At 72.7% G+C, this 22,474-nt stretch carries 22 protein-coding genes, 1 tRNA gene and 2 pseudogenes; 16 read left to right on the forward strand and 9 right to left on the reverse strand.

Annotation, left to right across the window (positions count from 1 at the left end):
* Positions 1-73 precede the first annotated feature (73 nt).
* The 3 genes from Vse01_RS19205 (at position 74) to Vse01_RS19215 (ending at position 1,189) form a co-directional block, all read left to right on the forward strand.
* On the forward strand, positions 74-511 hold the full coding sequence (locus tag Vse01_RS19205; protein WP_093401300.1) for a DUF3052 domain-containing protein: 438 nt from the start codon (positions 74-76) through the stop codon (positions 509-511).
* Between the two features lie 53 nt (positions 512-564).
* Positions 565-1,029 carry a peroxiredoxin gene (locus tag Vse01_RS19210; protein ID WP_093401299.1) on the forward strand — a complete coding sequence of 155 codons (465 nt, stop codon included), beginning with the start codon at positions 565-567 and terminating at the stop codon, positions 1,027-1,029.
* Positions 1,030-1,114: 85 nt separating this feature from the next.
* Positions 1,115-1,189: transfer RNA gene (locus Vse01_RS19215), tRNA-Val, on the forward strand.
* An 8-nt stretch (positions 1,190-1,197) separates the two neighbouring features.
* Here Vse01_RS19215 and Vse01_RS19220 read toward each other — a convergent pair.
* Positions 1,198-2,058: a hypothetical protein gene (locus Vse01_RS19220; RefSeq protein WP_093401298.1), complete on the reverse strand. Its 861-nt coding sequence runs from the start codon at positions 2,056-2,058 to the stop codon at positions 1,198-1,200.
* Positions 2,059-2,209: 151 nt separating this feature from the next.
* Between Vse01_RS19220 and Vse01_RS19225 the strand changes: the two genes are divergently transcribed.
* On the forward strand, positions 2,210-3,007 hold the full coding sequence (locus tag Vse01_RS19225; RefSeq protein WP_093401297.1) for an alpha/beta fold hydrolase: 798 nt from the start codon (positions 2,210-2,212) through the stop codon (positions 3,005-3,007).
* A 280-nt stretch (positions 3,008-3,287) separates the two neighbouring features.
* On the opposite strand, the gene Vse01_RS19230 is transcribed toward Vse01_RS19225, so the two are convergent.
* Complete coding sequence (locus Vse01_RS19230; protein WP_093401296.1) at positions 3,288-4,226, reverse strand: phosphotransferase; 939 nt, start codon at positions 4,224-4,226, stop codon at positions 3,288-3,290.
* 136 nt (positions 4,227-4,362) lie between these two features.
* Between Vse01_RS19230 and Vse01_RS19235 the strand changes: the two genes are divergently transcribed.
* Entirely contained in the window at positions 4,363-5,508 is a 1,146-nt protein-coding gene (locus tag Vse01_RS19235) for a polysaccharide pyruvyl transferase family protein (RefSeq protein WP_093401295.1), read from the forward strand.
* 18 nt (positions 5,509-5,526) lie between these two features.
* Here the strand turns inward: Vse01_RS19235 and Vse01_RS19240 are convergent, their stop codons facing one another.
* The 4 genes from Vse01_RS19240 to Vse01_RS19255 are packed head-to-tail and all read right to left on the reverse strand — an operon-like array spanning position 5,527 to position 7,531.
* Positions 5,527-5,733, reverse strand: a complete 207-nt coding sequence (locus tag Vse01_RS19240) for a DUF8847 domain-containing protein (RefSeq protein ID WP_093401294.1) — start codon at positions 5,731-5,733, stop codon at positions 5,527-5,529.
* Between the two features lie 58 nt (positions 5,734-5,791).
* Positions 5,792-6,274, reverse strand: a complete 483-nt coding sequence (locus tag Vse01_RS19245) for an SRPBCC family protein (RefSeq protein WP_093401293.1) — start codon at positions 6,272-6,274, stop codon at positions 5,792-5,794.
* Positions 6,271-6,618: an ArsR/SmtB family transcription factor gene (locus tag Vse01_RS19250; protein ID WP_093401292.1), complete on the reverse strand. Its 348-nt coding sequence runs from the start codon at positions 6,616-6,618 to the stop codon at positions 6,271-6,273. Before Vse01_RS19250 ends, Vse01_RS19245 begins: the two co-directional genes overlap by 4 nt.
* 43 nt (positions 6,619-6,661) lie before the next feature.
* Positions 6,662-7,531 carry a carbohydrate kinase family protein gene (locus tag Vse01_RS19255; RefSeq protein WP_093401291.1) on the reverse strand — a complete coding sequence of 290 codons (870 nt, stop codon included), beginning with the start codon at positions 7,529-7,531 and terminating at the stop codon, positions 6,662-6,664.
* Between the two features lie 89 nt (positions 7,532-7,620).
* Between Vse01_RS19255 and Vse01_RS29815 the strand changes: the two are divergent.
* From Vse01_RS29815 to Vse01_RS19265, 3 genes and pseudogenes are all read left to right on the forward strand, one after another.
* Positions 7,621-8,239, forward strand: a pseudogene (locus Vse01_RS29815) (ATP-dependent helicase); the annotation flags it as partial.
* A gap of 140 nt (positions 8,240-8,379) precedes the next feature.
* Positions 8,380-10,851: pseudogene (locus Vse01_RS19260) on the forward strand (DEAD/DEAH box helicase); the annotation flags it as partial.
* Positions 10,848-11,885 carry an SWIM zinc finger family protein gene (locus Vse01_RS19265; RefSeq protein WP_093401289.1) on the forward strand — a complete coding sequence of 346 codons (1,038 nt, stop codon included), beginning with the start codon at positions 10,848-10,850 and terminating at the stop codon, positions 11,883-11,885. The pseudogene Vse01_RS19260 and the gene Vse01_RS19265, both read left to right, overlap by 4 nt.
* Before the next feature lie 19 nt (positions 11,886-11,904).
* Here the strand turns inward: Vse01_RS19265 and Vse01_RS19270 are convergent, their stop codons facing one another.
* Positions 11,905-12,162, reverse strand: a complete 258-nt coding sequence (locus tag Vse01_RS19270; RefSeq protein ID WP_093401288.1) for a DUF3040 domain-containing protein — start codon at positions 12,160-12,162, stop codon at positions 11,905-11,907.
* A 482-nt stretch (positions 12,163-12,644) separates the two neighbouring features.
* Between Vse01_RS19270 and Vse01_RS19275 the strand changes: the two genes are divergently transcribed.
* The 3 genes from Vse01_RS19275 to Vse01_RS19285 are packed head-to-tail and all read left to right on the forward strand — an operon-like array spanning position 12,645 to position 15,389.
* Positions 12,645-14,048, forward strand: a complete 1,404-nt coding sequence (locus Vse01_RS19275) for a ferredoxin reductase family protein (RefSeq protein WP_093401584.1) — start codon at positions 12,645-12,647, stop codon at positions 14,046-14,048.
* Between the two features lie 13 nt (positions 14,049-14,061).
* Complete coding sequence (locus Vse01_RS19280) at positions 14,062-14,619, forward strand: FMN-binding protein (protein WP_093401287.1); 558 nt, start codon at positions 14,062-14,064, stop codon at positions 14,617-14,619.
* A 47-nt stretch (positions 14,620-14,666) separates the two neighbouring features.
* Positions 14,667-15,389, forward strand: coding sequence for an FAD:protein FMN transferase (locus tag Vse01_RS19285; protein ID WP_093401583.1), 723 nt, complete (start codon positions 14,667-14,669; stop codon positions 15,387-15,389).
* 493 nt (positions 15,390-15,882) lie between these two features.
* Here Vse01_RS19285 and Vse01_RS19290 read toward each other — a convergent pair whose 3' ends face one another.
* Positions 15,883-16,563 carry a bifunctional DNA primase/polymerase gene (locus tag Vse01_RS19290; RefSeq protein ID WP_170863261.1) on the reverse strand — a complete coding sequence of 227 codons (681 nt, stop codon included), beginning with the start codon at positions 16,561-16,563 and terminating at the stop codon, positions 15,883-15,885.
* Positions 16,564-16,805: 242 nt separating this feature from the next.
* Here Vse01_RS19290 and Vse01_RS19295 point away from each other — a divergent pair, with 242 nt between their 5' ends.
* From Vse01_RS19295 to Vse01_RS19315, 5 genes are all read left to right on the forward strand, one after another.
* A complete protein-coding gene (locus Vse01_RS19295) occupies positions 16,806-18,035 on the forward strand; it encodes a helix-turn-helix domain-containing protein (RefSeq protein ID WP_093401285.1) in 1,230 nt (409 codons plus the stop codon).
* A 13-nt stretch (positions 18,036-18,048) separates the two neighbouring features.
* Positions 18,049-18,621, forward strand: coding sequence for a flavoprotein (locus Vse01_RS19300; RefSeq protein WP_093401284.1), 573 nt, complete (start codon positions 18,049-18,051; stop codon positions 18,619-18,621).
* 145 nt (positions 18,622-18,766) lie between these two features.
* Positions 18,767-19,669: a Nif3-like dinuclear metal center hexameric protein gene (locus Vse01_RS19305; protein WP_093401283.1), complete on the forward strand. Its 903-nt coding sequence runs from the start codon at positions 18,767-18,769 to the stop codon at positions 19,667-19,669.
* Positions 19,659-20,396: a zinc ribbon domain-containing protein gene (locus Vse01_RS19310; protein ID WP_093401282.1), complete on the forward strand. Its 738-nt coding sequence runs from the start codon at positions 19,659-19,661 to the stop codon at positions 20,394-20,396. Before Vse01_RS19305 ends, Vse01_RS19310 begins: the two co-directional genes overlap by 11 nt.
* A gap of 2 nt (positions 20,397-20,398) precedes the next feature.
* Positions 20,399-21,607, forward strand: a complete 1,209-nt coding sequence (locus Vse01_RS19315) for a bifunctional RNase H/acid phosphatase (RefSeq protein WP_093401281.1) — start codon at positions 20,399-20,401, stop codon at positions 21,605-21,607.
* Between the two features lie 94 nt (positions 21,608-21,701).
* Here Vse01_RS19315 and Vse01_RS19320 read toward each other — a convergent pair whose 3' ends face one another.
* Positions 21,702-22,463, reverse strand: a complete 762-nt coding sequence (locus Vse01_RS19320) for a sulfite exporter TauE/SafE family protein (protein WP_093401280.1) — start codon at positions 22,461-22,463, stop codon at positions 21,702-21,704.
* Between the last annotated feature and the right edge of the window lie 11 nt (positions 22,464-22,474).

The following is a 22,474-nucleotide window of genomic DNA, read 5'->3' on the forward strand; positions in this document are numbered from 1 at the left end:
GCACAACTGTGTGGACTTTGCCTGACGGCGTCGAGCAGACGCCGGCTCGGACGAGATGAGGAGGCACGCGACAGTGAGCGCGACCGCTGGTCAGGCTGCTGACGGGGTACGCAGCCTGGCGGACCGGTTCGGCATCGAGCCGGGGATGGTCGTCATGGAGATGGGCTACGACGACGACGTCGACTCCGATCTCCGAGACGCCCTGACCGACCGTTGTGGAGATCTGGTAGACGAGGACACCGACGAGGTGGTCGACGCGGTGCTGGTCTGGTACCGGGACGGCGACGGTGATCTCTTCGAGCTGCTCGTCGACGCCCTCGGCCCGCTGGCCGACAACGGGGTCGTGTGGCTGCTGACGCCCAAGGCCGGCCGCGACGGCCACGTCGAACCGAGTGAGATCGCCGAGTCGGCACCCACCGCTGGTCTTCAGCAGACTTCCACGGTCAACGCCGGCAAGGACTGGAGCGGTGCCCGACTCGTGCTACGTCGCGGCGCCAAGGGCAAGAAGTAACCCCACCCACGGCGAGTGACCGAGGCCGTCCCGAACCGATCCGAGGAGTTCGCATGCCCATCGAGGTTGGCGTCGAGGCGCCCGACTTCGAGTTGAAGGACCAGAACAACCAGCAGGTCCGACTCTCCGAATTCCGGGGCCGGCGTACCGTGTTGCTGGTCTTCTACCCGCTGGCGTTCACCGGGGTGTGTCAAGGTGAGCTGACCGAGGTACGGGACAACCTCGACGAGTACGTCAACGACGAGGTCCAGGTGCTCACCGTCAGCGTCGATTCGGTGTACGCCCACAAGATCTGGGCGGAACGGGAGGGCTACCAGTTCCCGCTGCTGTCCGACTTCTGGCCGCACGGCGCCGTCGCTCAGGCGTACGGCGTCTTCAACGAGGTCGCCGGCATCGCCAACCGGGGCACCTTCGTCATCGACCGGTCCGGCGTGGTCCGCTTCGCCGAGATGCACATGCCCGGTGAGGCCCGCGACCAGCAGGGCTGGCGTAAGGCCCTGGCGGAGGCCGTGGCCTGACCCGGCCCACCGGTCGCGAGGCGTCCGCCGGGGCCGGCGGGTGGCAGGGTAAGCTTGCCAACCGCCGGCCCGCCGTACGGCGTCCGGGCGCGTAGCTCAGCGGGAGAGCACTCGCCTTACAAGCGAGGGGTCGCAGGTTCGAAACCTGCCGCGCCCACCACGCACCACCTACTCGTCTCGTCCGTTCAGGTTGAGCATCGCCGGCAGCAGTGTCAGCCCGAACAGGATCAGCATCACGCCCGACCCGAGGTCGAGTACACCGATCAGGCTGCCCACCGAGTTGTGGGTGGTGAAGGGTGACTCTCCCAGGAAGGACATGCTCGACGCGGTGTGCAGGCAGGCTGCGGCAACGGCACTGGGACCGTAGCCGACCTCGTTGCCGTCGAGGTAGCGGTAGGAGCCGAAGGAGACGGCCGCCGTCAGGCAGAGCATGGAGTTGGCCAACACCATCGACGCCGCGAGGTAGATGTAGACCCGCAGTTCCGCGAGGTTCTCTCCGGTCGAGTCGACCCGGGTCCGGTGGAAGCCCGTGGTGAGGAACCGGCGGGCGTAGCCGCGTACGGTCAGATACCAGGTCAGCGCCTCGAAGAAGATCGCGATGACGATGGCGGCGGCGACAAGTGCGGCGCCGAGAGTGAGCCAGCGGGAGCCGGGCGGCCGGGGTAGGAAGAAGGCGGGACCGGCTGTGCCGAAGACGGTAAGCGCGACCAGTCCGGGCGCGGTGAAACAGACCGTGGCCCAGATCCGCAACGCGACGGCTGCCGCCCGCCACCGCCGGGACCGTCGCTGCCAACGTAGGTATCGCCGCCGGATCCGGTGATCTTTCGCGCCGAACGGGAAGAAGGTGCCGCCGCACTCGACCAGCAGGCGTAGCTTGGCCGCGTCGTCGGCGGGTGGCATCCGGTCGTACGCGAGTCGGTAGTCCCGGCCCCGTTCGCTGATCCAGCGGATCGCGTTCGTGATGGCGGTCAGCTTCAGCAGCCCATGCAGGATGATCGTGATGTTGAGCAGGTCGACGACAACGGCCACCGCACCTCACCTCATCCGGGGTGGGTAACTGCTGAGAGCATCGAGACTCGCTGATCGTATCGGTGTCGTGCTCCCGGCACCGGCTCGGCAACGACGACTCGGCATCCGGCGGGGCGGTGCCCGTCCCGCGTCGGAGCAGGGAAGGAACAGCATGAGCTACGCGCAGCTCGACGGCGTTCGATTCTGGTACGAGACGGAGGGCGAAGGTCGCCCGCTGGTGCTGCTGCATGGCGGGTTCGGCACGGCGGAGACCTTCGCCGCGATCCGACCGGCGTTCGCGCGGCGTCGCCTGGTGGTCAGCGTCGATCTGCCGGGTCACGGCCGCACCGCCGACCCCGGCCGCCCGCTGCGGTACGAGTCGATGGCCGACGACGTGGCTGCGCTGATCGTTCACCTTGGTCTGGCCGAGGCCGAGGTGCTCGGCTTCTCCCTCGGCGGTGGAGTCGCCCTGCGGTTGGCGGTGCAGCACCGGCAACTGCTCCGCCGCCTGGTGGTGGTCTCCGCGCCATGTCGGCGGCAGGGCTGGTTTCCCGAGGTACTCGCCGGCATGCCCGAGCCCGACGAGGCGGCCGCCGAGCGGATGCGCGGCACCCCGCCCGAGCAGCTCTACCGGCGCGTCGCGCCCCGCCCGCAGGACTGGCCACGACTCTGGGTCCGGACCGGTGAACTGCTGCGCCGCGACTACGACTGGTCATCGGAGGTCGCGGCGATCACCACGCCGACGATGCTGGTCTTCGCCGACGCCGACTCGGTTCGCCCGGCGCACATGGTGGAGTTCTTCGGCCTGCTCGGTGGCGGCCATCGGGACGCCGGGTGGGACGGCACCGGTCGTCCGGCCGCCCGGCTGGCCGTCCTCCCGGGGCTCACCCACTACGACATCGTCGACTCACCGGCCCTGCCCACGGTGGTCCTGCCCTTCCTCACCCACGTGTCCACCCCGCCCACCTGAAACCCCGCCCACCAACCCGGCCCCGCCACCCCAAGGAGGTCGCCGGAGTGTCGCGGGGACCGCCGCTGGGAGGGGAGCAACGTCGGATTGTCGCAGGGCCACCGCTGCTCCGAGGCAGCAGTTTCGGGGATGTTGCTGGGTCGCCGCGGCTGGAGGCAGCAGTTTCGGGGATCTTGCTGCCTCGACCATCAGGCGCGGCGCGGCGGTGCGGCGGTGCGGTGCGGTGCGGCGGTGTGGTGCGGCGGTGCGGTGCGGTGCGGTGCGGGCGGGGCGGGTCGGGTCAGGTGGCGATGCGTTCGGCCAGCCAGGTGAGCAGGACTTCGGCCTGGGCGTGCTGGAACGCCCGGAGGGTGGGGATGCCCGGCGGCGCGGGCAGGCGCGCCCGGTCGGTGAAGAAGCCGGCTAGGCCGGCGTAGAGACCGGTCACCGCGTCCGGGTCGGCTGCGGCGGTGAGCGGAAGCCGACGGATCAGCGCCTCGGTGTCGTGCCCGCCCTGGAGGCGTACGTCGAGCAGCAGCATCGCGGTGTCCAGCCAGTTCGGGCCGCGCGCCGCCCAGGGCCAGTCGACCACTGTGACGCGGCCGGCCCGGTCGACGAGCAGGTTGTCCGCGCGGATATCCACGTGGCACAGGGTGTCGCCGGCCAGCGAGGCGAGGCCGTGGTCCGTCCACGAGCAGAGGTCGTCGAGATGCGTCCGGGCCCAGGCGTTCAACTCCGGCGGCGGGTCGTCGACTATTCGCCGCCAGCCGGCGAACTCGTCGGCCAGCCGCTCGGCGATGGCCGGCACTTCCGCCACCGGGCTGGGCGTGAGCGCCGTCGACATCCGTTCCAGGGCGTCAAGCACCGCGTCGAGTTCCTCGGCGTGCCACGGGGTGACGGGGTGGCGTCCGTCGACGTCGGTGAGCACCAGTGCCACCCAGTGGCCGTCGTCGTGGCAGCCGAGCAACCGGGGCGTCGGGGCGTACGCGGGCAGTGCGGCGGTGATCCGCGCCTCGGCCCGGTGCATGTCCGGGGTGTCCGGGTTCTGGGCCGGGCTGGCCGCCTTGACGAAGGCGCGCCGCCCGCTGGCGGTGCGTACCCGGTCGGCGGTGCCGGGGGAGTATCCGCCGGGCTGCGACACCGCTTCGATCACCCGGTCGCCGAGGATCTCCTCCACGGCGGATCGGACATCAGGGGGCAACTGGGCCCACCGTAGCCGATTCCGTGTCTGCGCCTGCATGTCGTGCACGCTGCCGGTCGGGCACCCGTACGGGCAACCCGTTTCCCGCCGGCCTTGCCCCAGGCCCACCGGCGAGGACTGTTCACCAGCGCAGCGGGGAAACGTCCGAGCGGACGCACCTGGGGAGGAGCGACGGATGACGCGTGCCGGACTGACCATCGGCGTGCTCGGCTCGTACGGCGGGCGCAACCTGGGCGACGAGGCGATCCTCACCGGTCTGCTGACCGATCTGCGGCAGCAGGAGCCACACGCCCGGATCATCGTGTTCTCGCGGAATCCCGCACACACCGCGGTCGCCCATCCGGACGTGGAGGCGGTGCCGTGGGAGGGGGTCAGCCGGACCGACTCCGCTCTCGTACTGTCTCAACTCGACCTGCTCATCCTGGGCGGCGGCGGCATCCTCTACGACAAGGAGGCCCGCCGCTACCTGCGGGTGGTCCGGGTGGCGCAGGAGCGGGGTCTGCCCCTGCTGACGTACGCCGTCGGCGTCGGGCCGCTCAACGAGATGGTGGACACCGGCATGGTCCGGGAGACGTTGGCGGGTGCCGTCCAGGTGACCGTACGCGACCAGGAGTCGCGGATGGTGCTGGAGGAGGCCGGTCTGCTCAATCCGATCACCGTCACCGGCGATCCGGCGTTCCTGCTGGAACCGGAGGACTTTCCCGCGCAGTTCCTCCGGGAGGAGGGCGTGCCGGCCGGCAAACGGCTGGTCGGCATGAGCGTGCGGGAGCCGGGCCGGGCAGCGGAACGGCTGGACGTGGACGGATACCACCGGCTGCTGGCACAGATCGGCGACTTCCTGGTGCACCGGATCGACGCGCACGTGCTGTTCGTGCCGATGGAACGCGACGACATCCGGCACTCGCACGGGGTGCTGTCGCACATGATCGCCGCAGAGCGGGGGCGGATCCTGCACGGCACCTACTCACCGCAGCAGATCCTCGGGTTGATGCGTCACTTCGACCTGGCGGTCGGTATGCGCCTGCACTTCCTGATCTTCGCCGCGATGATGGGTACGCCGTTTCTGCCCCTGCCGTACGCCGGCAAGGTCTTCGACCTCGCCCAGCGACTCGGGGTGCCGGCGTTGCGGGGTGTGGAGCGTGAGGTGGAGGGCCCCCTGTTGGCCGAGGTGGACCAGTTGTGGGATGAGCGCGAGCAGCGGGCCGAGGTCACCGCCCAGCGGGTGGCGCGGGTGTGTGACGAGGCCAGAGGCACCTCCCAGGTCACCCGGGCGGTGCTGGAGAGCCTGCGCAACCGGTCTCTGGTCGAGGTCGGCGCCTGACCGGTGGCGGGGGCCGGGTCAGACCGCCGGCCCCCGCCAGCAGTAGCGCCACTGCTGGCGGTCGGTGTCGACGGACTCCAACTCGTAGATCTCCGCTGCCGCCAGCCCTTGTGGCCCCAGGTGGTGGTGGGTCAGTGGGGGCCGGCCGTTCGGGTCCAGTTCGACGGTGACGTGCTCGCCGTCGGCCGTGCCGCCCACCAGTGGGATCTCAACCGTGGATGCCATGCGCCCATCCTGCCCCGGCCGTCGGTGACCCGCAGGGCGAAGCGGGATGATCCTGCCGTCAGCCGGACGCGTCGCACAGGGCGGCGTAGCGGTCAAGGTAGAGCGGCCATCCTCCGTCGTCGGCGACGCCGTCCCGGACGGACTCCCAGCCGGGGCCGTGCCGGTCGAGGTGGCGGTGTTCCAGTTCCACCCGGGTGCGGTGCGGGGTTTCGGCGACGAACCGCACCTCGACCTCGCTGGTGTTGTCGGGCTCGGTCTCGACCTGCCACTTGGGGTTGATGTCCCAGCTGAACACGACCCGGTCCGGTGGGTCGTAGGCGAGCACCCGAGCCCAGCGGCACTCGGTGCCGTCGACGCCACGGTCGTAGATGTGGCCACCGACTCTCGGCTCGAACACGGTCTCGGCGATCGCGACGCCGAGCAGGTTGTGTTCCCGTGGCTTGAAGTCGCCGAAGCGTTCGGTGAACGTGGTGAACGCCCGTTCGATCGGCGCGTTCACGATGATCTGGCGGCGCACCACCACATCCGCTGCCTGGGTCATGAGTCCTCCTCGGTGGTCTGGTCGACGACGTCCTGGTAGCTGTCCAGCGCGCGGCGCCAGAACGTGTCGAGTTGGTCGCGTAGGGCGGCCACGCCGGCCGGGTTGAGCCGGTAGACCCGTCGGGTGCCGGCCTGCTGGTCGACGACCAGTCCGGCGTCCTTGAGCACCTTCAGGTGCTGGGAGACCGCGGGCCGGCTGATCGGTAGTTCCCGGGCGAGTTCGCCGACGGCACGTGGCTGTTCCGCCAGGCACGCGACGATGGCGCGACGGGTGGGGTCGCCGAGGGCGTCCCAGCCCTCGTCAGATCGGTAAGTGGCCACGAACGGTAAGCTACGACTTACCAAGGGGGCTGTCAAGCACCACCCGGCAGCGGTACGCCCCGATCGGTCAGTCGCGGGGGAGCAGCCCCGGCGGGTACTCCATGCCGTCGTGGGTGCAGGCCGCGGCGGCGACACGGGACGCGTACCCGGCCGCCTCCAGCCAGGTCGCGCCACGGGACCGGGCCGCGATGATCCCCGCCGCGAAGGCGTCCCCGGCGCCGTTGGTGTCGATCACCGGGCCGGGCGGGACGGCCGCCGGAACGCGATGGACGTCCCGGCCCAGGTACAGATCGGCACCGTCCGCGCCCCGGGTCACCAGCACCGGGCGCGGTGCCAGCGTGCCGGCCACGGCCGCCGCCCGGTCCCCGAGCGCCGCACCGCTGACCAGCACCAACTCGGCGACGTCGGCGAAGCGGCGGTGGTACGGGTTGTGCCCGTCCCAGTCGTGCAGGTCGGTCGAGGCGCCCACCCCCTCGCTGAGCACGTCACCGAGGTCGGGCAGCAACTCCCGCACCCATCCCATGATCGACAGATGCACGTGGGTGGCGTCCTCGATCAGCTCCGCCACCCGGGGCGCCGCGAACGGTGGCGGACCGTCCGAGGCCCGGGGGTCGTACAGCGACATCCGCCGCCCGCCAGGGTCGACCAGGTTCACCGACCGCCGGGTACCCGCCGGGTCGTCGGCCAGGACCGCCCGCACGCCGGTACGGGCCAGCGCGGCTCGCACGACGGCACCGGCCGGATCCACGCCCACCGTGTCGACCACCGTCACCCGCAGCCCGAGCGCGTGCGCGGCGAGGACCACCCCGGCGCCGGTGTTGCCGACCCGCAACTCGATCGGATCGACGGTGACCGAGTCGACCACCGGCAACGGCAGCCGGGGCACCCGCACTCGCACATCGACGCCGAGGCCGCCGATCACCAGGAGGTCGCACATGGCGCCGACGCTAGCCGGTCGGCGCCGCCTATCCTGGCCCCGGGTCGCCGCCGACGTGGCGCGGACCCGCCCGGTTCGAGGGGGAGTGCGTGCTGGTCGTCCATGGGATGTGGCTGCCCGGCCGAGGGCTGGCGGTCTGGGCCGAGGACAGCACCCTGCCACCGGCGGCCCCGCGCCGTCCCGGCCGGGCGCCGCGAGCCCGCCCACACCCGTTCGCCGCCGGGCACGCCGAACTGGTCGCACTGCTGGCCGACGTCGCCGAACCGGACGATCTCGGCACGGCGCTGCTGCGCCTGCCCACCCGCGCCGGCTCGCCGCTGGATTCACCGGAACTGGTCCGCACCACCGTCGTGGCACCGGTCCGTGGTCCGGTCACCCTCGCCGGGTGGCAGGTTCCGGTGCTGGCGTACGCCCCGGACGCCGCGCTGTCGCTGCTGCGTACCGTCGAGAAGCTGGCCGCCGCACCCGGCGCGAGCCTGCGACACCTGGCCGAACTGGCCGGTTTCGCCACCGACCTGGCCACCCGCGGCCGGGTCCTGCCCAGCCTCGCCGATCCGTTCTCGGCCACCGATCCGTTCTCGGCCACCGGGGCATCCGACGCCTGGGCGGTGTGGCGACCGCTGCTGACCGGCACGGACGCCGCCTGGGCCCGGTCGCTGGCGCTGGCCCTGCCCCCCGCAGCCCGGGCCGTGGTCGAGGCGGAGCTGCCCGCGACGGCGCCCGCCCGCCGGGCGGCCTCGCCGGACGCCGGCCGCCGTCGAGCGGCCTCGACCCGTGCGGCTGCCGACCATTCCGGCCGAGGGGCCGCCACCCGGGCGTCGGGCCGCGCCGACAGGTCGGCAGAGGTGCCCGGGCTGCTGGTCGCTGACGCGCTCGACGCGCTCACCGACGCGGCCGTGCGCGCCGCGCTGCCGCCGATGACGCTGGCCCGGGGGACGCGACCGAACGGTGCCGTGACGGCCTGGCTGGGCGCGTTGACCGGACCGCAGCGCGGGTTCACCGCCGAGGCGGCGGCGCTGCGCACGCTCCGCTCCGAGCTGGACCAGTGGCAGCGCGACGCCGACGGTGGCACGGTGCGGGCGAGCTTCCGGCTGGTCGAGCCGTCGGCCGACGAGCTGACCGAACCGGTGACTGTGGTGCCGGCCGACCCCGATGCCGTGGTCGCCACCACCGGCCGGTGGCGGGTCGAGTTCGGACTGCGCGTCAACGACGAGCCGGGCCTGCACGTCGACGCCGGACAGGTGTGGCGCGGCGACGGCGAGACCGTGGCCGGTGACCATCCGCAGGAGATCCTGCTGGCCGAACTCGGCCGGGCCAGCCGACTGTGGCCGGAACTGGACGTGGCTCTGCGTACGGCCCGGCCGGAGGCGCTGGAGCTGGACACCGAGGGCGCGCACCGGTTCCTGCGCGAGGGCGCTCCGACGCTGCACGCGGCGGGCTTCACGGTGCTGCTGCCGTCGTGGTGGCGACGGCCCGCATCGCGGCTCGGCGCCCGGCTGCGGGCCAGCTCCCGCAGCGCGCCCGGCACGGTCACCGGCCCGGCCGACCGGGTGGGACTGGACGCCCTGGTCGACTACCGCTGGGAGCTGGCTCTCGGCGACGAGCCGTTGACCTCCGACGAGTTGACCCGGCTGGCGGAGCTGAAGACCCCGCTGGTACGGCTGCGGGGGCGCTGGGTCGAGCTGGACCCGAAGCGGCTCGCCGCCGGCCTGCGCCTGCTGCGGGCCAGCGGTGAGCTGACCGTGGCCGACCTGCTGCGGCTCGGTCTGTCCGATGCCGAGCAACCGGACGCGTTGCCGGTGCTCGAGGTGAGCGCCGACGGCGCGCTCGGTGACCTGCTCGCCGGGGCCGTGGACCGCCGGCTCGCCCCGCTGGACGAGCCGCCGTCCTTCCACGGCACGTTGCGGCCGTACCAGCGGCGAGGGCTGGCCTGGCTGGCGTTTCTCCAGTCGCTGGGGCTCGGTGGGGTGCTCGCCGACGACATGGGGCTGGGCAAGACCGTGCAGCTGCTGGCGCTGCTGGCCGCCGACCCGCCGCAGGCCGGTCCGACCCTGCTGATCTGCCCGATGTCGCTGGTGGGCAACTGGCAGCGGGAGGCCGCCCGGTTCACCCCGGACAAACGCGTACACGTGCATCACGGCGCGCAGCGGGCCCGCGGCACGGAGTTCACCGCCAGCGTGCACGCCGCGGACCTGGTCCTCACCACGTATTCGGTGGCTGCCCGGGATGCCGCGGAGCTGGCTGGCGTCGACTGGCACCGGGTGGTCGTAGACGAGGCGCAGGCCATCAAGAACGCCGCCACCCGGCAGGCCGAGGCGGTACGCGCCCTGCCCGCCCGGCACCGCATCGCGGTCACCGGCACGCCGGTGGAGAACCGGCTGGCGGACCTCTGGTCCATCATGCAGTTCGCCAACCCGGGCCTGCTCGGCCCGGCGGCGACGTTCCGCAAGCGGTTCGCCGAACCGATCGAACGGCACGGGGACACCGAGGCCGCCGAACGGCTGCGCCGAATCACCGGTCCGTTCGTGTTGCGCCGGCTCAAGACCGACTCGTCGATCATCACCGACCTGCCCGAGAAACTGGAGATGGAGGTCGTCTGCAACCTCACCGCCGAACAGGCGGCGCTGTACCGGGTGGTCGTCGACGACATGCTCGCCCGGATCGAATCCAGCGACGGCATCGAGCGGCGCGGGCTGGTGCTGGCCACCATGACCCGGCTCAAGCAGGTCTGCAACCACCCCGCGCAGCTGCTCCGCGACGGCTCCTCCCTGCACGGACGGTCGGGCAAGCTGGCCCGGCTGGAGGAGATCCTCGACGAGGTCCTCGCGGCGGGGGAGAAGGCCCTGCTGTTCACCCAGTACGCGGAGTTCGGCGGGATGCTGCGCGGGCACCTGTCGGCCCGGTTCGGCCGGGAGGTGCTCTTCCTGCACGGCGGGGTCGGTAAGGCCGACCGGGATGCGATGGTGACCCGCTTCCAGTCCGACGGCGGACCGGCGCTGTTCGTCCTCTCGCTCAAGGCCGGCGGCACCGGACTGACGCTTACCGCCGCCAATCACGTGGTGCACGTCGACAGGTGGTGGAACCCGGCGGTCGAGGACCAGGCCACCGACCGGGCGTTCCGGATCGGACAGCGGCGCCGGGTGCAGGTCCGTAAGTTCGTCTGCGCCGGCACGGTGGAGGAGAAGGTCGCTGCGTTGATCGCCGACAAGCGTGGCCTGGCCGCCTCGGTGGTCGGCACCGGCGAGCAGTGGGTGACCGAGCTGTCCACCGCTCAGCTACGGGAGTTGTTCACGCTGGAGGCGGGGGCGGTGGCCGAGTGAGGGCCGACGACGGCGGCAGGTTCGCCGACTACGGCCCGCCGCGCCGGGTCGACGGCGGTCTGCGGGCCCGCAGCACCCGGGGCGCGATCGGCGTCTCCTGGTGGTCCCGCCGATTTCTGGAGGTGCTGGAGTCGTTCGCGCTCGGCACCCGGCTGACCCGGGGCCGGTCGTACGCCCGCGCCGGGCAGGTGCTCCGCCTCGACGTCGCGCCAGGCGTGGTTACCGCGGTGGTGCAGGGCTCCCGGGCCCGGCCGTACCAGGTAAGCGTCGCACTTCCGCCCTTTCCGGCCCGGCTGTGGGCCCGGATCGAGGCGGAACTCGCCGCCCAGGCGTTCTTCAGCGCCCGGCTGCTCGCCGGCGACCTGCCGGCCGAGCTGGAGGAGCTGTTCGCCGCCGCCGAGGCGCCGCTGTTTCCGGCGGCGATCGGCGAACTGGACCAGCGGTGTTCGTGCCCGGACGTCGCAGTGCCCTGCAAACACCTCGCGGCGACCTTCTATCTGCTCGCCGAGGCGTTCGACGCGGACCCGTTCACCCTGCTGCACTGGCGCGGGCGTAGCCGGGCGGACCTGCTCGCCCGGCTACGGCAGCTGCGCGCAGGTGCATCGGCCACCGACGCCTTGACGAGCCGGCGGCCCGGCGACCGCGAACCGGCGCGCCGGCCGCCCGGTGGCGGCGAAGCGGCGGGCCGCGCCGACGAACCGGCGCGCCGGGACGTGACGAACCCGACCGGCCACAGTGCTTCCTCGGCCCCGTCGGGCACCGGGGCGGCCGACCCCGGCTGGCCCGGCGACCACGAGGTGACCATGCCCGCGGCCGGGGCCGTCCGGGCCCTGGCCGACCTGCCCGTCACGCCGCTGGCCGAGGCGGTCGACCGGTTCTGGTTGCCGCCCGTGCCGCTGCCGGACCGCCCGCCGAGCCTGACCGCCCGACCGGACCTGTTGCTGCGGCAGCTGGGCGCGCCCGCGCCGGCCATCGGCGGGCCAGGACTCGTCGAACGTCTGCGCCACGCCTACCGCCAGCTCGGCGAGGAGTAAGCCACCCCGACCGGCCCGGTCACAGCCAACGTTGACGGAACCGCCACATCAGCGCCGCGTTGGTCAACAGCACCACCGCGAAGATGGCCCCGGCCAGCCGGCCGGCGAGTACGGTGGTCGCCGGCAGCGCCGCCCAGAGCACGACGGTCAACAGCAGCAGCCAGCGGCCGTGACGGCCCCGGGCACGGTGGTCGAGCCGGGCGAAGAACGCCGGATCACTCTCCCGTAGGTGGCGGGTGATCTGCTCAAATCTGCGTTGATCCTCTTTGCTGAGCATGTGCCTTCCCCTCACGCGTTCAGCAACGGTGCGACGGAATACCCGCTGCGGAGAGGGCTCACGCGCTCTTCCTGTTGCTACTTTGGCGCCCACGGCTCGGGAGCGCGGCCGGGCGACAGCTGAGCGACCCCTTATCCGAGCCTTAAATTTCTCCTGCGCGGCGGGGCGGCGCGGCGAGGGTACCGGTTGGGGGATTGTCGCCGGCCGGGCAACGGCAGGCGAGCGAAGGCCCTGCTTGTGACGTGCGTACCCGATTGGCCGGTAACCGCCCGACGCCGGCTCGCGATGAGCGCCGCCTTAAGTGCCCCGGCCTGGGGCGGTCGACCGGCCTTGTCGTGTGTCGGCCCGGTGACTACCTTCCCGGGGCAAACCCTCAGCAGCAGGCGTCGCACCACGGCAGACCGGTCACGTCCAGGGTCGACGCCCGGCAGGAATCGGAAACGGTGCATGGCCGATCAGCTCGACGAGTGCGGCGGCCGGGCGTGACGACCTACCCCCGCCCGTACGTCAGTCCGCGGCCGGCCCGGCCGGGGTCGGGCGCGTCCGCCCCACCGGCGGCCGTGCCACGGCGCGGCGCCAATGGTCGGCGGCTGCTTGTCGTGCTGTTCCTGGGTGGTCTGGTGGCCAGCGTGCTGCCGTGGTGGCGGGACACCCCGGCCGGCTCGTTGACCGGTGCCACCGCGATGACCACCGCCGCCGGGCAGATCACCGGGCTGGTCGCCGGCTACCTGCTGCTGGTCCAGGTGCTGATGATGAGCCGCCTGCCGGTGCTCGAACGGTGGGCCGGCGGCGAGCGGATCGCCCGCTGGCACCGCGACGTCGCCGCCACGCTGCTGGTCGCGGTGCTCGCCCACACGGCGCTGATCCTGGTCGGCTACGCCGGGCTGGAAGGTCGCTCGCTGCTCGGCCAGGCCGGCGTGATGCTGCGCGAGTACCAGGACATGGTCTCCGCGTTCGCTGCTGCCGGCCTGCTGGTGCTGGTCGGGTTGGTGAGCGTGCGGGCGGTACGCCGGGTGCTGCCGTACGAGCTGTGGCACGCCACCCACCTGGCCGCGTACGCCGTGCTGCTGCTCGGCTTCGCCCACCAGTTCAGCAACGGCAGCCAGTTGTTCCGGCCCGGCCCGGCGCGTACCGGATGGATCGCCCTGTACGTGCTGGTGGTCGCCGCGTGGCTGTGGGGTCGGGTGATCAACCCGCTGCGGTTCAACCTGCGGCACCGGCTACGGGTCAGTGACGTGGTCACCGAAAGCCCCGACGCCGTCTCGCTCTACCTGACCGGGTCGGGCCTCGACCGGCTGGAGCTGCTGGGTGGGCAGTTCTTCCGCTGGCGTTTCCTGACCCGGGGCTGCTGGTGGCAGTCGCACCCGTTCTCGGTCTCCGCCGCCGCGAACGACCGCTGGCTGCGACTGACCGTCAAGGTGGTCGGTCGGCACACCCAGGACCTGCGCAACCTCGACCCAGGCGTACGGGTCTGGGCGGTCGGCCCGTCAGGCACCTGCACGGCGGCCCACCGCACCCGCGAGCGCGCGCTGCTGATCGCCGCCGGCAGCGGCATCACCCCGCTGCGGGCGATGCTGGAGGAACTGCCGCCCGGTGCCGCGCTGATCTACCGGGCCCGTACCCCGGCCGACGTGTTGTTGCAGGAGGAGTTGGACTGGCTGGTCCGCAACCGCGGTCTGCGGGTCTGGTACGTCGTCGGCTCCCGCAACGACCCGGTCCCACGGCAGGTGATGACCCCGGACGGGCTGCGCCAGCTGGTGCCGGACGTGGCTCGTCGCGACGTCTACCTGTGTGGCCCACCCGGGCTGGTCGAGCAGTATCGCCAGGTGCTCCGCCAGGCCGGCGTCCGCCGCCGGCAGATCCACCTCGCCACCTTCGAACTCTGAGAGGGCCCACCGCATGCGTCGCGCGCTCCTCGCGATCACCGGCCTGGCCGCCAGCACCACCGCGCTTGTGGTGTTCAAGGCCGCACCGGGCACCGGTCAACCCGCCCAGGAGGCACCCACCGCCGCCGAGGGGCCGGCACCAGCAGCCGGCTCGGACGAGACGACGCCGCGGGCCAGCACCGCGCCGGAATCGACCCGCAGCGCCTCCGGCGCGAGCCGGTCCGGTTCGAGCGGCGCACCGGGTACCCCCGCCGCGTCCCGGACCGGCACCGCCGCCGCGCCACCCACCGCCAGCACGCTCGTCGGGCCGGTGGTGAGCAACGAGTTCGGCGACGTGCAGGTCCGCATCACAGTGGTCGGCGACCGGATCGTCAACGCGGCGGCGCAGCGGCTGCCGCGCGGGACGGCCCAGTCCGACCAGCGCAGCGACCAGGTCGACAGCCGGTACAGCGGCGCGGTGGGGATGGTGGTGGAACGGCAGAGCGCCGACCTGGACACCATCTCGGGCGCGACCGCGACCAGCGACGCCTACCGGCGGTCCTTGCAGGCCGCGATCGACCAGCGGCGGTGAGGGTGGACACCTTGACCCGACCCGGGCTGCGTCGGGTCGAACACGTGATGGGTACCCCGGTCAGCCTCGACATCGCCGACGACCGGCCCACGGTCGAGCTGACCGCGCTGGCCGACGGGGTGTTCGCCTGGCTGCGCGAGGTGGACGCGAGGTTCAGCACGTACCGGCCGGACAGCGAGGTGTGCCGCTTCGACCGGGGCGAGCTGCTGCTCTCCGAGGCGTCGGCCGACCTGCGCCGGGTGCTGGAACGCTGCGCCGACCTGTGGGGCGCCACCGACGGCTTCTTCGACGCGTACGCCACCGGGCGGCTGGACCCGTCCGGGTACGTCAAGGGCTGGGCGGTCCAGGTGGCCTCGGACCGGTTGCGCGCGGCGGGTGTCGACAACCACTGCCTGAACGCCGGTGGTGACGTCCGGGTGCGGGGCCGCTCCTCGACCGGGCTGCCGTGGCGGATCGGCGTGCGGCACCCGTGGAACCCGTCGGCGGTCTGTCTGGCGCTCACCGGGACAGACCTGGCGGTCGCCACCTCGGGTGTCTACGAACGTGGCCCGCACGTGCAGGATCCCCGGCGGGGCGCGCCGGCCAGGGGGCTGCGCTCGGTGACCGTGGTCGGGCACGACCTCGGACTGGCCGACGCGTACGCCACCGCGGCGGTGGCCATGGGCGTGGCCGGGATCGGATGGCTGGATCGGCTGCCCGCGCACCAGCACGTGGTGGTCACCGACGACGCGCGCTGCCTGCACTCCACCAACCTGCCCCTGTCGGCCTAGCCCGACCGACCTCCCCGCCCCGCAGCACCCGGTACCCCGTGGCAGCCCGGTGATCCGTGGCAGTCACGGCTGCCGACACGCCGCCCGGAGACCATCTCCGCTGCCACGGATCCGGCTTCGGGGCGACCTGGCCGGACGGTGTGGGCCGGCGTAACCGGGGGTGTAACTGTTCGGGTCAGGGCCAGCGGGCTGGGCGGTGGGTGATAGCTGGGCGGGACCCGGTCGGCCGGGGACGGCCGGGCCGGGCGCCCGGGGGACGGGTGGCCGCCCATCGGCGGCCGGGTCGGTGTCGCCGGGGCGGCTCTGCTCCGCCCGGATGGTGTCTGGTGTCGCCGGTGGACATCGCATCCCCGCTCCCGGCGCAGGCGCGCCGTCGAAGGATCCAACGAGCGCCGGTCGGTTCGGGTCTCGCTGCCGGTGCCGGGGAGCGCGGCGAAGGTCGCGCCGGAGCCGGTCTGGCAGAGGCCGGCGACGCGTCGCACCGCGCGCCCGGTCAGCGGCTGCGGCGAGGCAGCGGCAGATGGCCGGGTACCAGTGCCGGGGTCAGCGTCACGCCGGTCGCACGCAGCGCCTCCACCAGCGTGTTCTGCACCAGGTAGGCATCCGGTAGCTGCCAGCGGGCCTGCTCCGGTGCGACTGCCCAGCGGACCTGGCCCTCGGGCAGCCGGGTCGGTGGCGCCGGAACCCAGGAGCCGCGACCGTGCAGCACCACGTCGAAACACTGCTCCAGTTCCGGTCGCAGTGGGTCGCCCGGCCGGACCAGGAACATCCAGCGCCCCGTCGGGGTGACCAGCACCGGGCCGCGTACCCCCGGACCGACCGGGTGGACGCGTACCGCATCCAGGACCAGCCGGCCCAGGTGGGCGGGAACCTCCAGCACGTCGAAGGAGCGGCCGGTGGGCAGCAGTACGCCGTGTGGCCGGGACCGCCACCAGGTGGCCACTCGCGCCGGATCGGTGCTTGCCGCGTGCTCCCAGTCCTCCAGGGCGGGATGGCAGCCGACGGTCGGGCAGCCGGCCCGACCGCAGACGAAGCGGCTCCGCGCCAGGCAGGCGCCCGGGGTGATCGCCCAGCCGTGCAGGGCGTAGCGCACGGCGATCCGGCGCAGCCGTACCCGTTCCAACGGCGACAGACGCGCCACGTGCGGTGCGACATTCCCCCACATTGGTGCCATCTCCCCTCGCCGCGCCTGGCCGGCGTCAGCTCGTACGTCGAGACCCGTCACTGCCGTAGCCCGTCATCGTTTTGTTTGACAAAGTGGCCGATGCAACTTGCACGAAAGTTACGAGGCTCGGCCAGAAGGCTGACGCACCTCCTGTGCGACCAGCGGAAACCAGGGATCCGGACGGATCGCCGCGCCTACGGAACGGCCCCCGGCCCCCGGCCAGGGCTCCAGCAAAGGGGAGGACTGGGGAGATGGACGAGCTACCCATCGGGCGGCGGGTGGCCTACTGGCGCGGCCGGCGAAAAATGTCGCAGCAGGTTTTCGCCGACCGGTTGGGCAAGTCGAAGAGCTGGGTCGACAAGATCGAGCGGGGCGTGCGGCGGCTGGACAAGTTCTCCGTGCTCTACGAGATCGCCGACATCCTCCAGATGGACGTGCAGTTGCTGCTCGGCAAGGATCCGGAACGCCGCACCGACGCGCTCAACTGCATCGACCAGTTCGAGGTCGAGGAGATCCGGGCCGCGCTGGAGCGGTACGACTCGATCAGCGCGTACTTCGACGCGGCACCGAGCCCACCGCCGCTGGCCGACATGAGCAAGGCGGTCACCCACGCCTGGCTGACCTACCAGTACGGCCGCTACGGGATGCTCACCCGGGCCCTGCCGAAGCTGCTCCGCGACGCCCAGGCGGCCGACGCCGCGTACGGCGGTGACCAGGCCCAGCGTGCCGCCCACCTGCTCGGGCAGGTCTACCAGCTCGCCTCCTCGGTGCTGCGCAAACTCGGCGAGTGCGATCTCGCCTGGCTCGCCGCCGACCGTTCCATCGCCGTCGCGCAACGCGCCGACGACCAACTGCTCGCCGGGGTCGCCACCACCCGGGTCTGCAACGCGCTGGTGGCGATGGGCCGGCCCCGGCCGGCGCTTGAGCTGAACGTGCGGATCGCCAACCAACTCGCCCCGGGCGGCGGCAACGACAGTCGTCCCGAGCGCCTCTCCGTCTACGGGATGCTGCTGCTCCAGGGTGCGATGGCCGCCTCCCGCATCGGTGACAGCGCCACCGTGGAGGATCTGCTCGACGGAGCCCACGCGGCGGCGGTCGAGCTCGGCGGCGACCACAACCACTACTGGACCTCGTTCGGGCCGACAAATGTGGAGCTGCACCGGGCGGCGGCCGCCGTCGAGCTGGGCGACGGCGGGCGGGCCGTCGAGGTGCACCGCCAGAAGATCCAGCCCGCGCCGTTCGACGCGATGCTGCCCGAACGCCGGGCGCATCACCTGCTCGACCTGGCCCGGGGCTTCGCGCTGATCGGCGACGTGGCCAACGCCGGGGAGATGCTGCTGCGCGGTGACCGCCTGGCACCCTCCGAGATCCGCTGCCGCCCGATCGCCCACGAGGTGATGTCGGACGTCCTTCGTCGCACACGTGGTGCGCCGCCTTCTCCGATCGCAGAGTTGGCTGAGCACATGGGAGTAGGAGTATGACCTCGGAGCCGGCATGACCGGTTCGCACCGCCACGACGGGCACCGTCAGGTGCTCTACATCATCGCCTGTGGTTCGCCACTGGCCCGAGACGTGGGCCGGCTCGTCGACCTGGCCCAGCAGGACGGCTGGGACGTCTGCGTGATCACCACGCCCGACGGTGCCAAGTTCGTCGATCGCACCGCACTGGCCCGTCAGACCGGTCACCCGGTACGCACGCACTACAAGAACCCGGGCGACCCGGACGTGCTGCCCACCGCCGATGCCATGATCGTCTGCCCGGCCACGGTCAACACCGTGAACAAGTGGGTGGCCGGCATCGCGGACACCCTCGCCCTGGGGCTGCTGGTGGAGGCCCAGGGCCGGGGGATACCGCTGGTGGCCGTGCCGTACACCAACGCGGCGATGGCCGCCCACCCCGCCTTCCGGGCGGGCCTCGCCCGGCTCTCCGAATGGGGGGTGGGGGTGCTCTTCGGTGATGACGTCTACCCCCTGCATCCGCCGGGGACGGGGGAGCGGCACCAGCACGCCTTCCCGTGGGCGCTACCGCTGACCGCCGTGCGCGACCGCCTCTGCCGGACCGGTTGACCGGCAGCCCCACAGTTGACGACGCCGGTCGGGCCCGGGGTGACAGCTCGCTACCGGCCACCACAGAGTTCACGGCCCGGCCGCGGCGAGGTCCGCGGCCGGGTGACGTCCGGTAGACGTGCTGACGCCGGTAAGCTCACCGGCCGTGAGCACAACCGCAGCCTTGCCGACCGTCGCCGACGTGGTGGCCGAGGTGGTGCGGCACTACCCGCCGGCCTGGGCCGAGGAGTGGGATCGGGTCGGCCTGGTGCTCGGTGAGCCGTCCGCCCCCGTACGCCGGGTCCTCTGCGTCGTGGACGTGGTTCCCGAGACGGTCGCGGAGGCGCTCGACGCGGGCGTCGACATGATCATCGCCCATCATCCGCTGCTGCTGCGCGGGGTGTCGTCGGTGGCGCCGACGACCTACAAGGGCCGCATCGTCCACCAGCTGATCAAGGCCGATGTCGCGCTGTACGTCGCGCACACAAACGCCGACGTGGCCGTGCCGGGCGTGTCCGACGCGCTCGCCGCCCGGTTCGGTCTGCTCGACCTGCGCCCGCTGAAACCGGCAGGCCCGGGCACCCCCGCCGAGGGGGAGGGGCGCGGCGCCGGCCGGATCGGCCGCCTGCCGCAGCCGCTGACCCTGGCCGAACTGGCCCGCCGGGCCGCCGCCGCACTACCGGCCACCGCCGCCGGGGTACGCGCCGCGGGCGATCCGGAGCGCCTGGTGCGTACCCTGGCGGTCTGCGGTGGTGCCGGGGACAGCTTCCTGGCCGACGCCACCGCCGCCGGGGTGGATGCCTACCTCACCTCGGACCTGCGCCACCACCCGGCCGGCGAGCACCTCGCCACCGGAGGGCCGGCGTTGCTCGACGCCACCCACTGGGCCACCGAACGGCCGTGGTTGGACGACCTCGCGGCGCTGCTACGGGCCGCGCCCGGCGTCGAGACCCTGGTGTCCGACCTGGACACCGACCCGTGGACCGTGCACGCCGCCTCACCGCACCCGGACGAACGCGCGCCGGACGAACCCGCAGCGGACGACAAGGAGCCCGACCGTGAAGGCTGACCCCCAGGTCCAGCGCCGCCTGCTCGATCTCCAGGCGATCGACACCGCTCTCGCCCAGCTCGCCCACCGGCGTCGGTCGTTGCCCGAACGGGCCGAGCTGGAGGCCCTCGCCCGGGAGTTGTCCGCCCTGGAGGACGAGCGGGTCCGCGCCCAGGTCGCCGTCGACGACCTGGACCGCGACATCGCCCGGCTGGAAAAGGACGTGGACCAGGTCCGGGCGCGCAAGACCAAGGACGAGGACCGGCTGGCCGCCGGCACCGGCCCGGCCCGTGAGTTGGAGGCGCTTCAGCACGAGCTGGCCTCCCTCAACCGCCGGCAGAGCGACCTGGAGGACGCCGAGCTGGAGCTGATGGAGCAGCGGGAGACCGCCCAGTCGGTGCTGGACGGGGTGGAACAGCGACTGACCGAGGTGCGGGAACGGCGGGCCGCCACCGAGCAGCGGCGCGACGACAGCCTCGCCGAGATCGGTCGCGAGGAGGAGTTCAAGCGCTCCGCCCGCCAGCCCCTCGCGAACGACCTGCCCGCCGACCTGGTGCAGCTCTACGACCGGATCCGCACCGACACCGGCCTCGGCGCCGCGCTGCTGACCGCCGGTCGCTGCGGCGGATGCCGGCTGGAGCTCTCCGGCGCCGACCTGGCCCGGATCCGCAAGGCCGACCCCGACGACGTGGTCCGCTGCGAGGAGTGCCGCCGGATCATGGTCCGCACCAACGAGTCCGGGCTGTAACCGTGGCCGCGCGTACGGTCCTCGTCGAGGCCGACGGCGGATCCCGGGGCAACCCCGGGCCGGCCGGGTACGGTGCGGTGCTCCGCGACCCGGCCACCGGCGAGGTGCTGGCCGAGCGGAGCGAGGCGATCGGCACCGCCACCAACAACGTCGCCGAGTACCGGGGACTGATCGCCGGCCTGGCCGCCGCCGCCGAACTCGGTGCCGACGAGGTCGAGGTCAGGATGGACTCCAAGCTGGTCGTCGAGCAGATGTGCGGCCGCTGGCAGATCAAGCACCCCGGTCTGCGCCCGTTGGCCGCCGAGGCCGCCCAACTGGTCGGCCGGTTCACCGCCGTACGGTTCAGCTGGATCCCCCGGGACCGCAACACCCACGCCGACGCCCTCGCCAACGCCGCGATGGACGCCGCAGCCGCGTCCGGCGTCGCCACGCCGACCGTCGAGCCGCCCCGCGTGGTCGAGCCGCCGCGTCGCCTCGGTGGCCCGGAGCCGGCCGGCGGCGGCGCAGCCGAGGTCGCCGCCCGGGCCGAGTCACCGGGTGCCGACCTGACCAGCGCGCCGGTGTCCTGGGAGCCCCGGCCCAGCTTCACCGCCACCCGGCTCGTCCTGGTCCGGCACGGCGAGACCGAGTACACCGAGCAGGGCCGCTACTCCGGTCGCGGAGACATCCCGCTCAGCAGCAAGGGCAAGGCCCAGGTACGGGCCACGGCCGCCCGGGTGGCCGCGCTCGCGCCGAACACCGTGGCCGTGGTCAGCTCACCGCTGTCCCGGTGCATCGCAACCGCCGAGGCGATCGCCGCCGCCGTCGGCGACCTGCCGGTACGCCGCGACGACGAACTCATCGAATGCGACTTCGGCGCCTGGGAGGGACGCACCTTCGCCGAGGTCCGCGAGGGCTGGGCCGGCGAACTCGACGCCTGGCTCGCCTCCACCCGGGTCGCCCCGCCGGACGGCGAGTCGTTCGCCGCAGTCGCCGAACGGTGCGACCGGGCGGTGCGACGGCTGCTCGACGCGTACCCCGGTCAGACCGTCGTGGTGGTCTCGCACGTCTCGCCGATCAAGCTGATGCTGCGCGACGCGCTCGCCGCCACCGACTCCTTCCTGCACCGCCTCTACCTCGACGCGGCCGGCGTCTCGGTGCTGGACCGCTGGCCCGACGGCGGCGTCGCCGTCCGCTCGATAAACGAAACCGCCCACCTCGCTGACCTCTGACCCGCCCCGCCCCGCCCCGTCGATCTTGCACTTTTGGTCGCCGAGAAGTTGCTTATGCCTGATTCGCGGGGTCAGGAAGTGCAAGATCGCGGGTTCAGGCTAGAGCGCGCCAGAGGAGATAGGTGCCGATCACGGTGCCGAAGACGACGATGATGGTCTTCAGGATCGCCGAGGGAAGCCGGCGGACCAGGCGCGCGCCGGCGTAACCGCCGACAAGCGTGGCGGGGGCGACCACCGCGACCCCGGCCCAGTTCACCGGGCCGGCGATGGCGAAGACGACCACCGTGGTGAGGCCGATCACAGCGGACAGCAGATTCTTGATCGCGCTCACCCGGGCCAGCGTCGCGTCCAGCACCAGGGCCAGCCCGGCGACCAGCATCACCCCGACGGCGGCACCGAAGTAACCCCCGTACACCGCGGCCAGCGCCACCACCACCTGCACCGTCACGGCCCGGCGGCGGGGCGTCAGGTCACGCGGGTGGCCGACCAGCCGGCGCAGCGGATCCTGGAACGCCAGCAGCGCTGTCGCCCCCAGCACCAGGAAGGGTACGACCAGCTCGAACGCCCGCGCGGGGGTGACCAGCAGCAGCCCGGCACCGGCCAGCGCGCCGACCACCGTGGTGGGCACCAACGCGGCCAGCAACCGCGACCGAGGTAGATCCACCCGGCTGCCTGCCACGGCGGCGAGATACCCGGGAGCGACCGACAGCGAGTTGGTGACGTTCGCCGGCACCGGCGGCAACCCGATCGCGAGCAACGCCGGAAACGTGATCAGCGAACCACCGCCGGCCACCGCGTTGACCGTACCCGCGGCGAGTCCGGCGGCGAGTAGTAACGCGGCTTCGGCGAGTTCCATGATCCGCAGGC

It is taken from the genome of Micromonospora sediminimaris (assembly GCF_016863575.1).
GTDB classification, from domain to species: Bacteria; Actinomycetota; Actinomycetes; order Mycobacteriales; family Micromonosporaceae; genus Micromonospora; species Micromonospora sediminimaris.

Coding starts and splice junctions, on each gene's coding strand:
- Vse01_RS19210 (WP_093401299.1), top strand. CDS start 565: ATGCCCATCGAGGTTGGCGTCGAGGCGCCCGACTTCGAGTTGAAGGAC.
- Vse01_RS19225 (WP_093401297.1), top strand. CDS start 2,210: ATGAGCTACGCGCAGCTCGACGGCGTTCGATTCTGGTACGAGACGGAG.
- Vse01_RS19230 (WP_093401296.1), bottom strand. CDS start 4,226: ATGCAGGCGCAGACACGGAATCGGCTACGGTGGGCCCAGTTGCCCCCT.
- Vse01_RS19235 (WP_093401295.1), top strand. CDS start 4,363: ATGACGCGTGCCGGACTGACCATCGGCGTGCTCGGCTCGTACGGCGGG.
- Vse01_RS19240 (WP_093401294.1), bottom strand. CDS start 5,733: ATGGCATCCACGGTTGAGATCCCACTGGTGGGCGGCACGGCCGACGGC.
- Vse01_RS19245 (WP_093401293.1), bottom strand. CDS start 6,274: ATGACCCAGGCAGCGGATGTGGTGGTGCGCCGCCAGATCATCGTGAAC.
- Vse01_RS19255 (WP_093401291.1), bottom strand. CDS start 7,531: ATGTGCGACCTCCTGGTGATCGGCGGCCTCGGCGTCGATGTGCGAGTG.
- Vse01_RS19270 (WP_093401288.1), bottom strand. CDS start 12,162: ATGCTCAGCAAAGAGGATCAACGCAGATTTGAGCAGATCACCCGCCAC.
- Vse01_RS19280 (WP_093401287.1), top strand. CDS start 14,062: ATGCGTCGCGCGCTCCTCGCGATCACCGGCCTGGCCGCCAGCACCACC.
- Vse01_RS19285 (WP_093401583.1), top strand. CDS start 14,667: ATGGGTACCCCGGTCAGCCTCGACATCGCCGACGACCGGCCCACGGTC.
- Vse01_RS19290 (WP_170863261.1), bottom strand. CDS start 16,563: ATGGCACCAATGTGGGGGAATGTCGCACCGCACGTGGCGCGTCTGTCG.
- Vse01_RS19295 (WP_093401285.1), top strand. CDS start 16,806: ATGGACGAGCTACCCATCGGGCGGCGGGTGGCCTACTGGCGCGGCCGG.
- Vse01_RS19300 (WP_093401284.1), top strand. CDS start 18,049: ATGACCGGTTCGCACCGCCACGACGGGCACCGTCAGGTGCTCTACATC.
- Vse01_RS19320 (WP_093401280.1), bottom strand. CDS start 22,463: ATGGAACTCGCCGAAGCCGCGTTACTACTCGCCGCCGGACTCGCCGCG.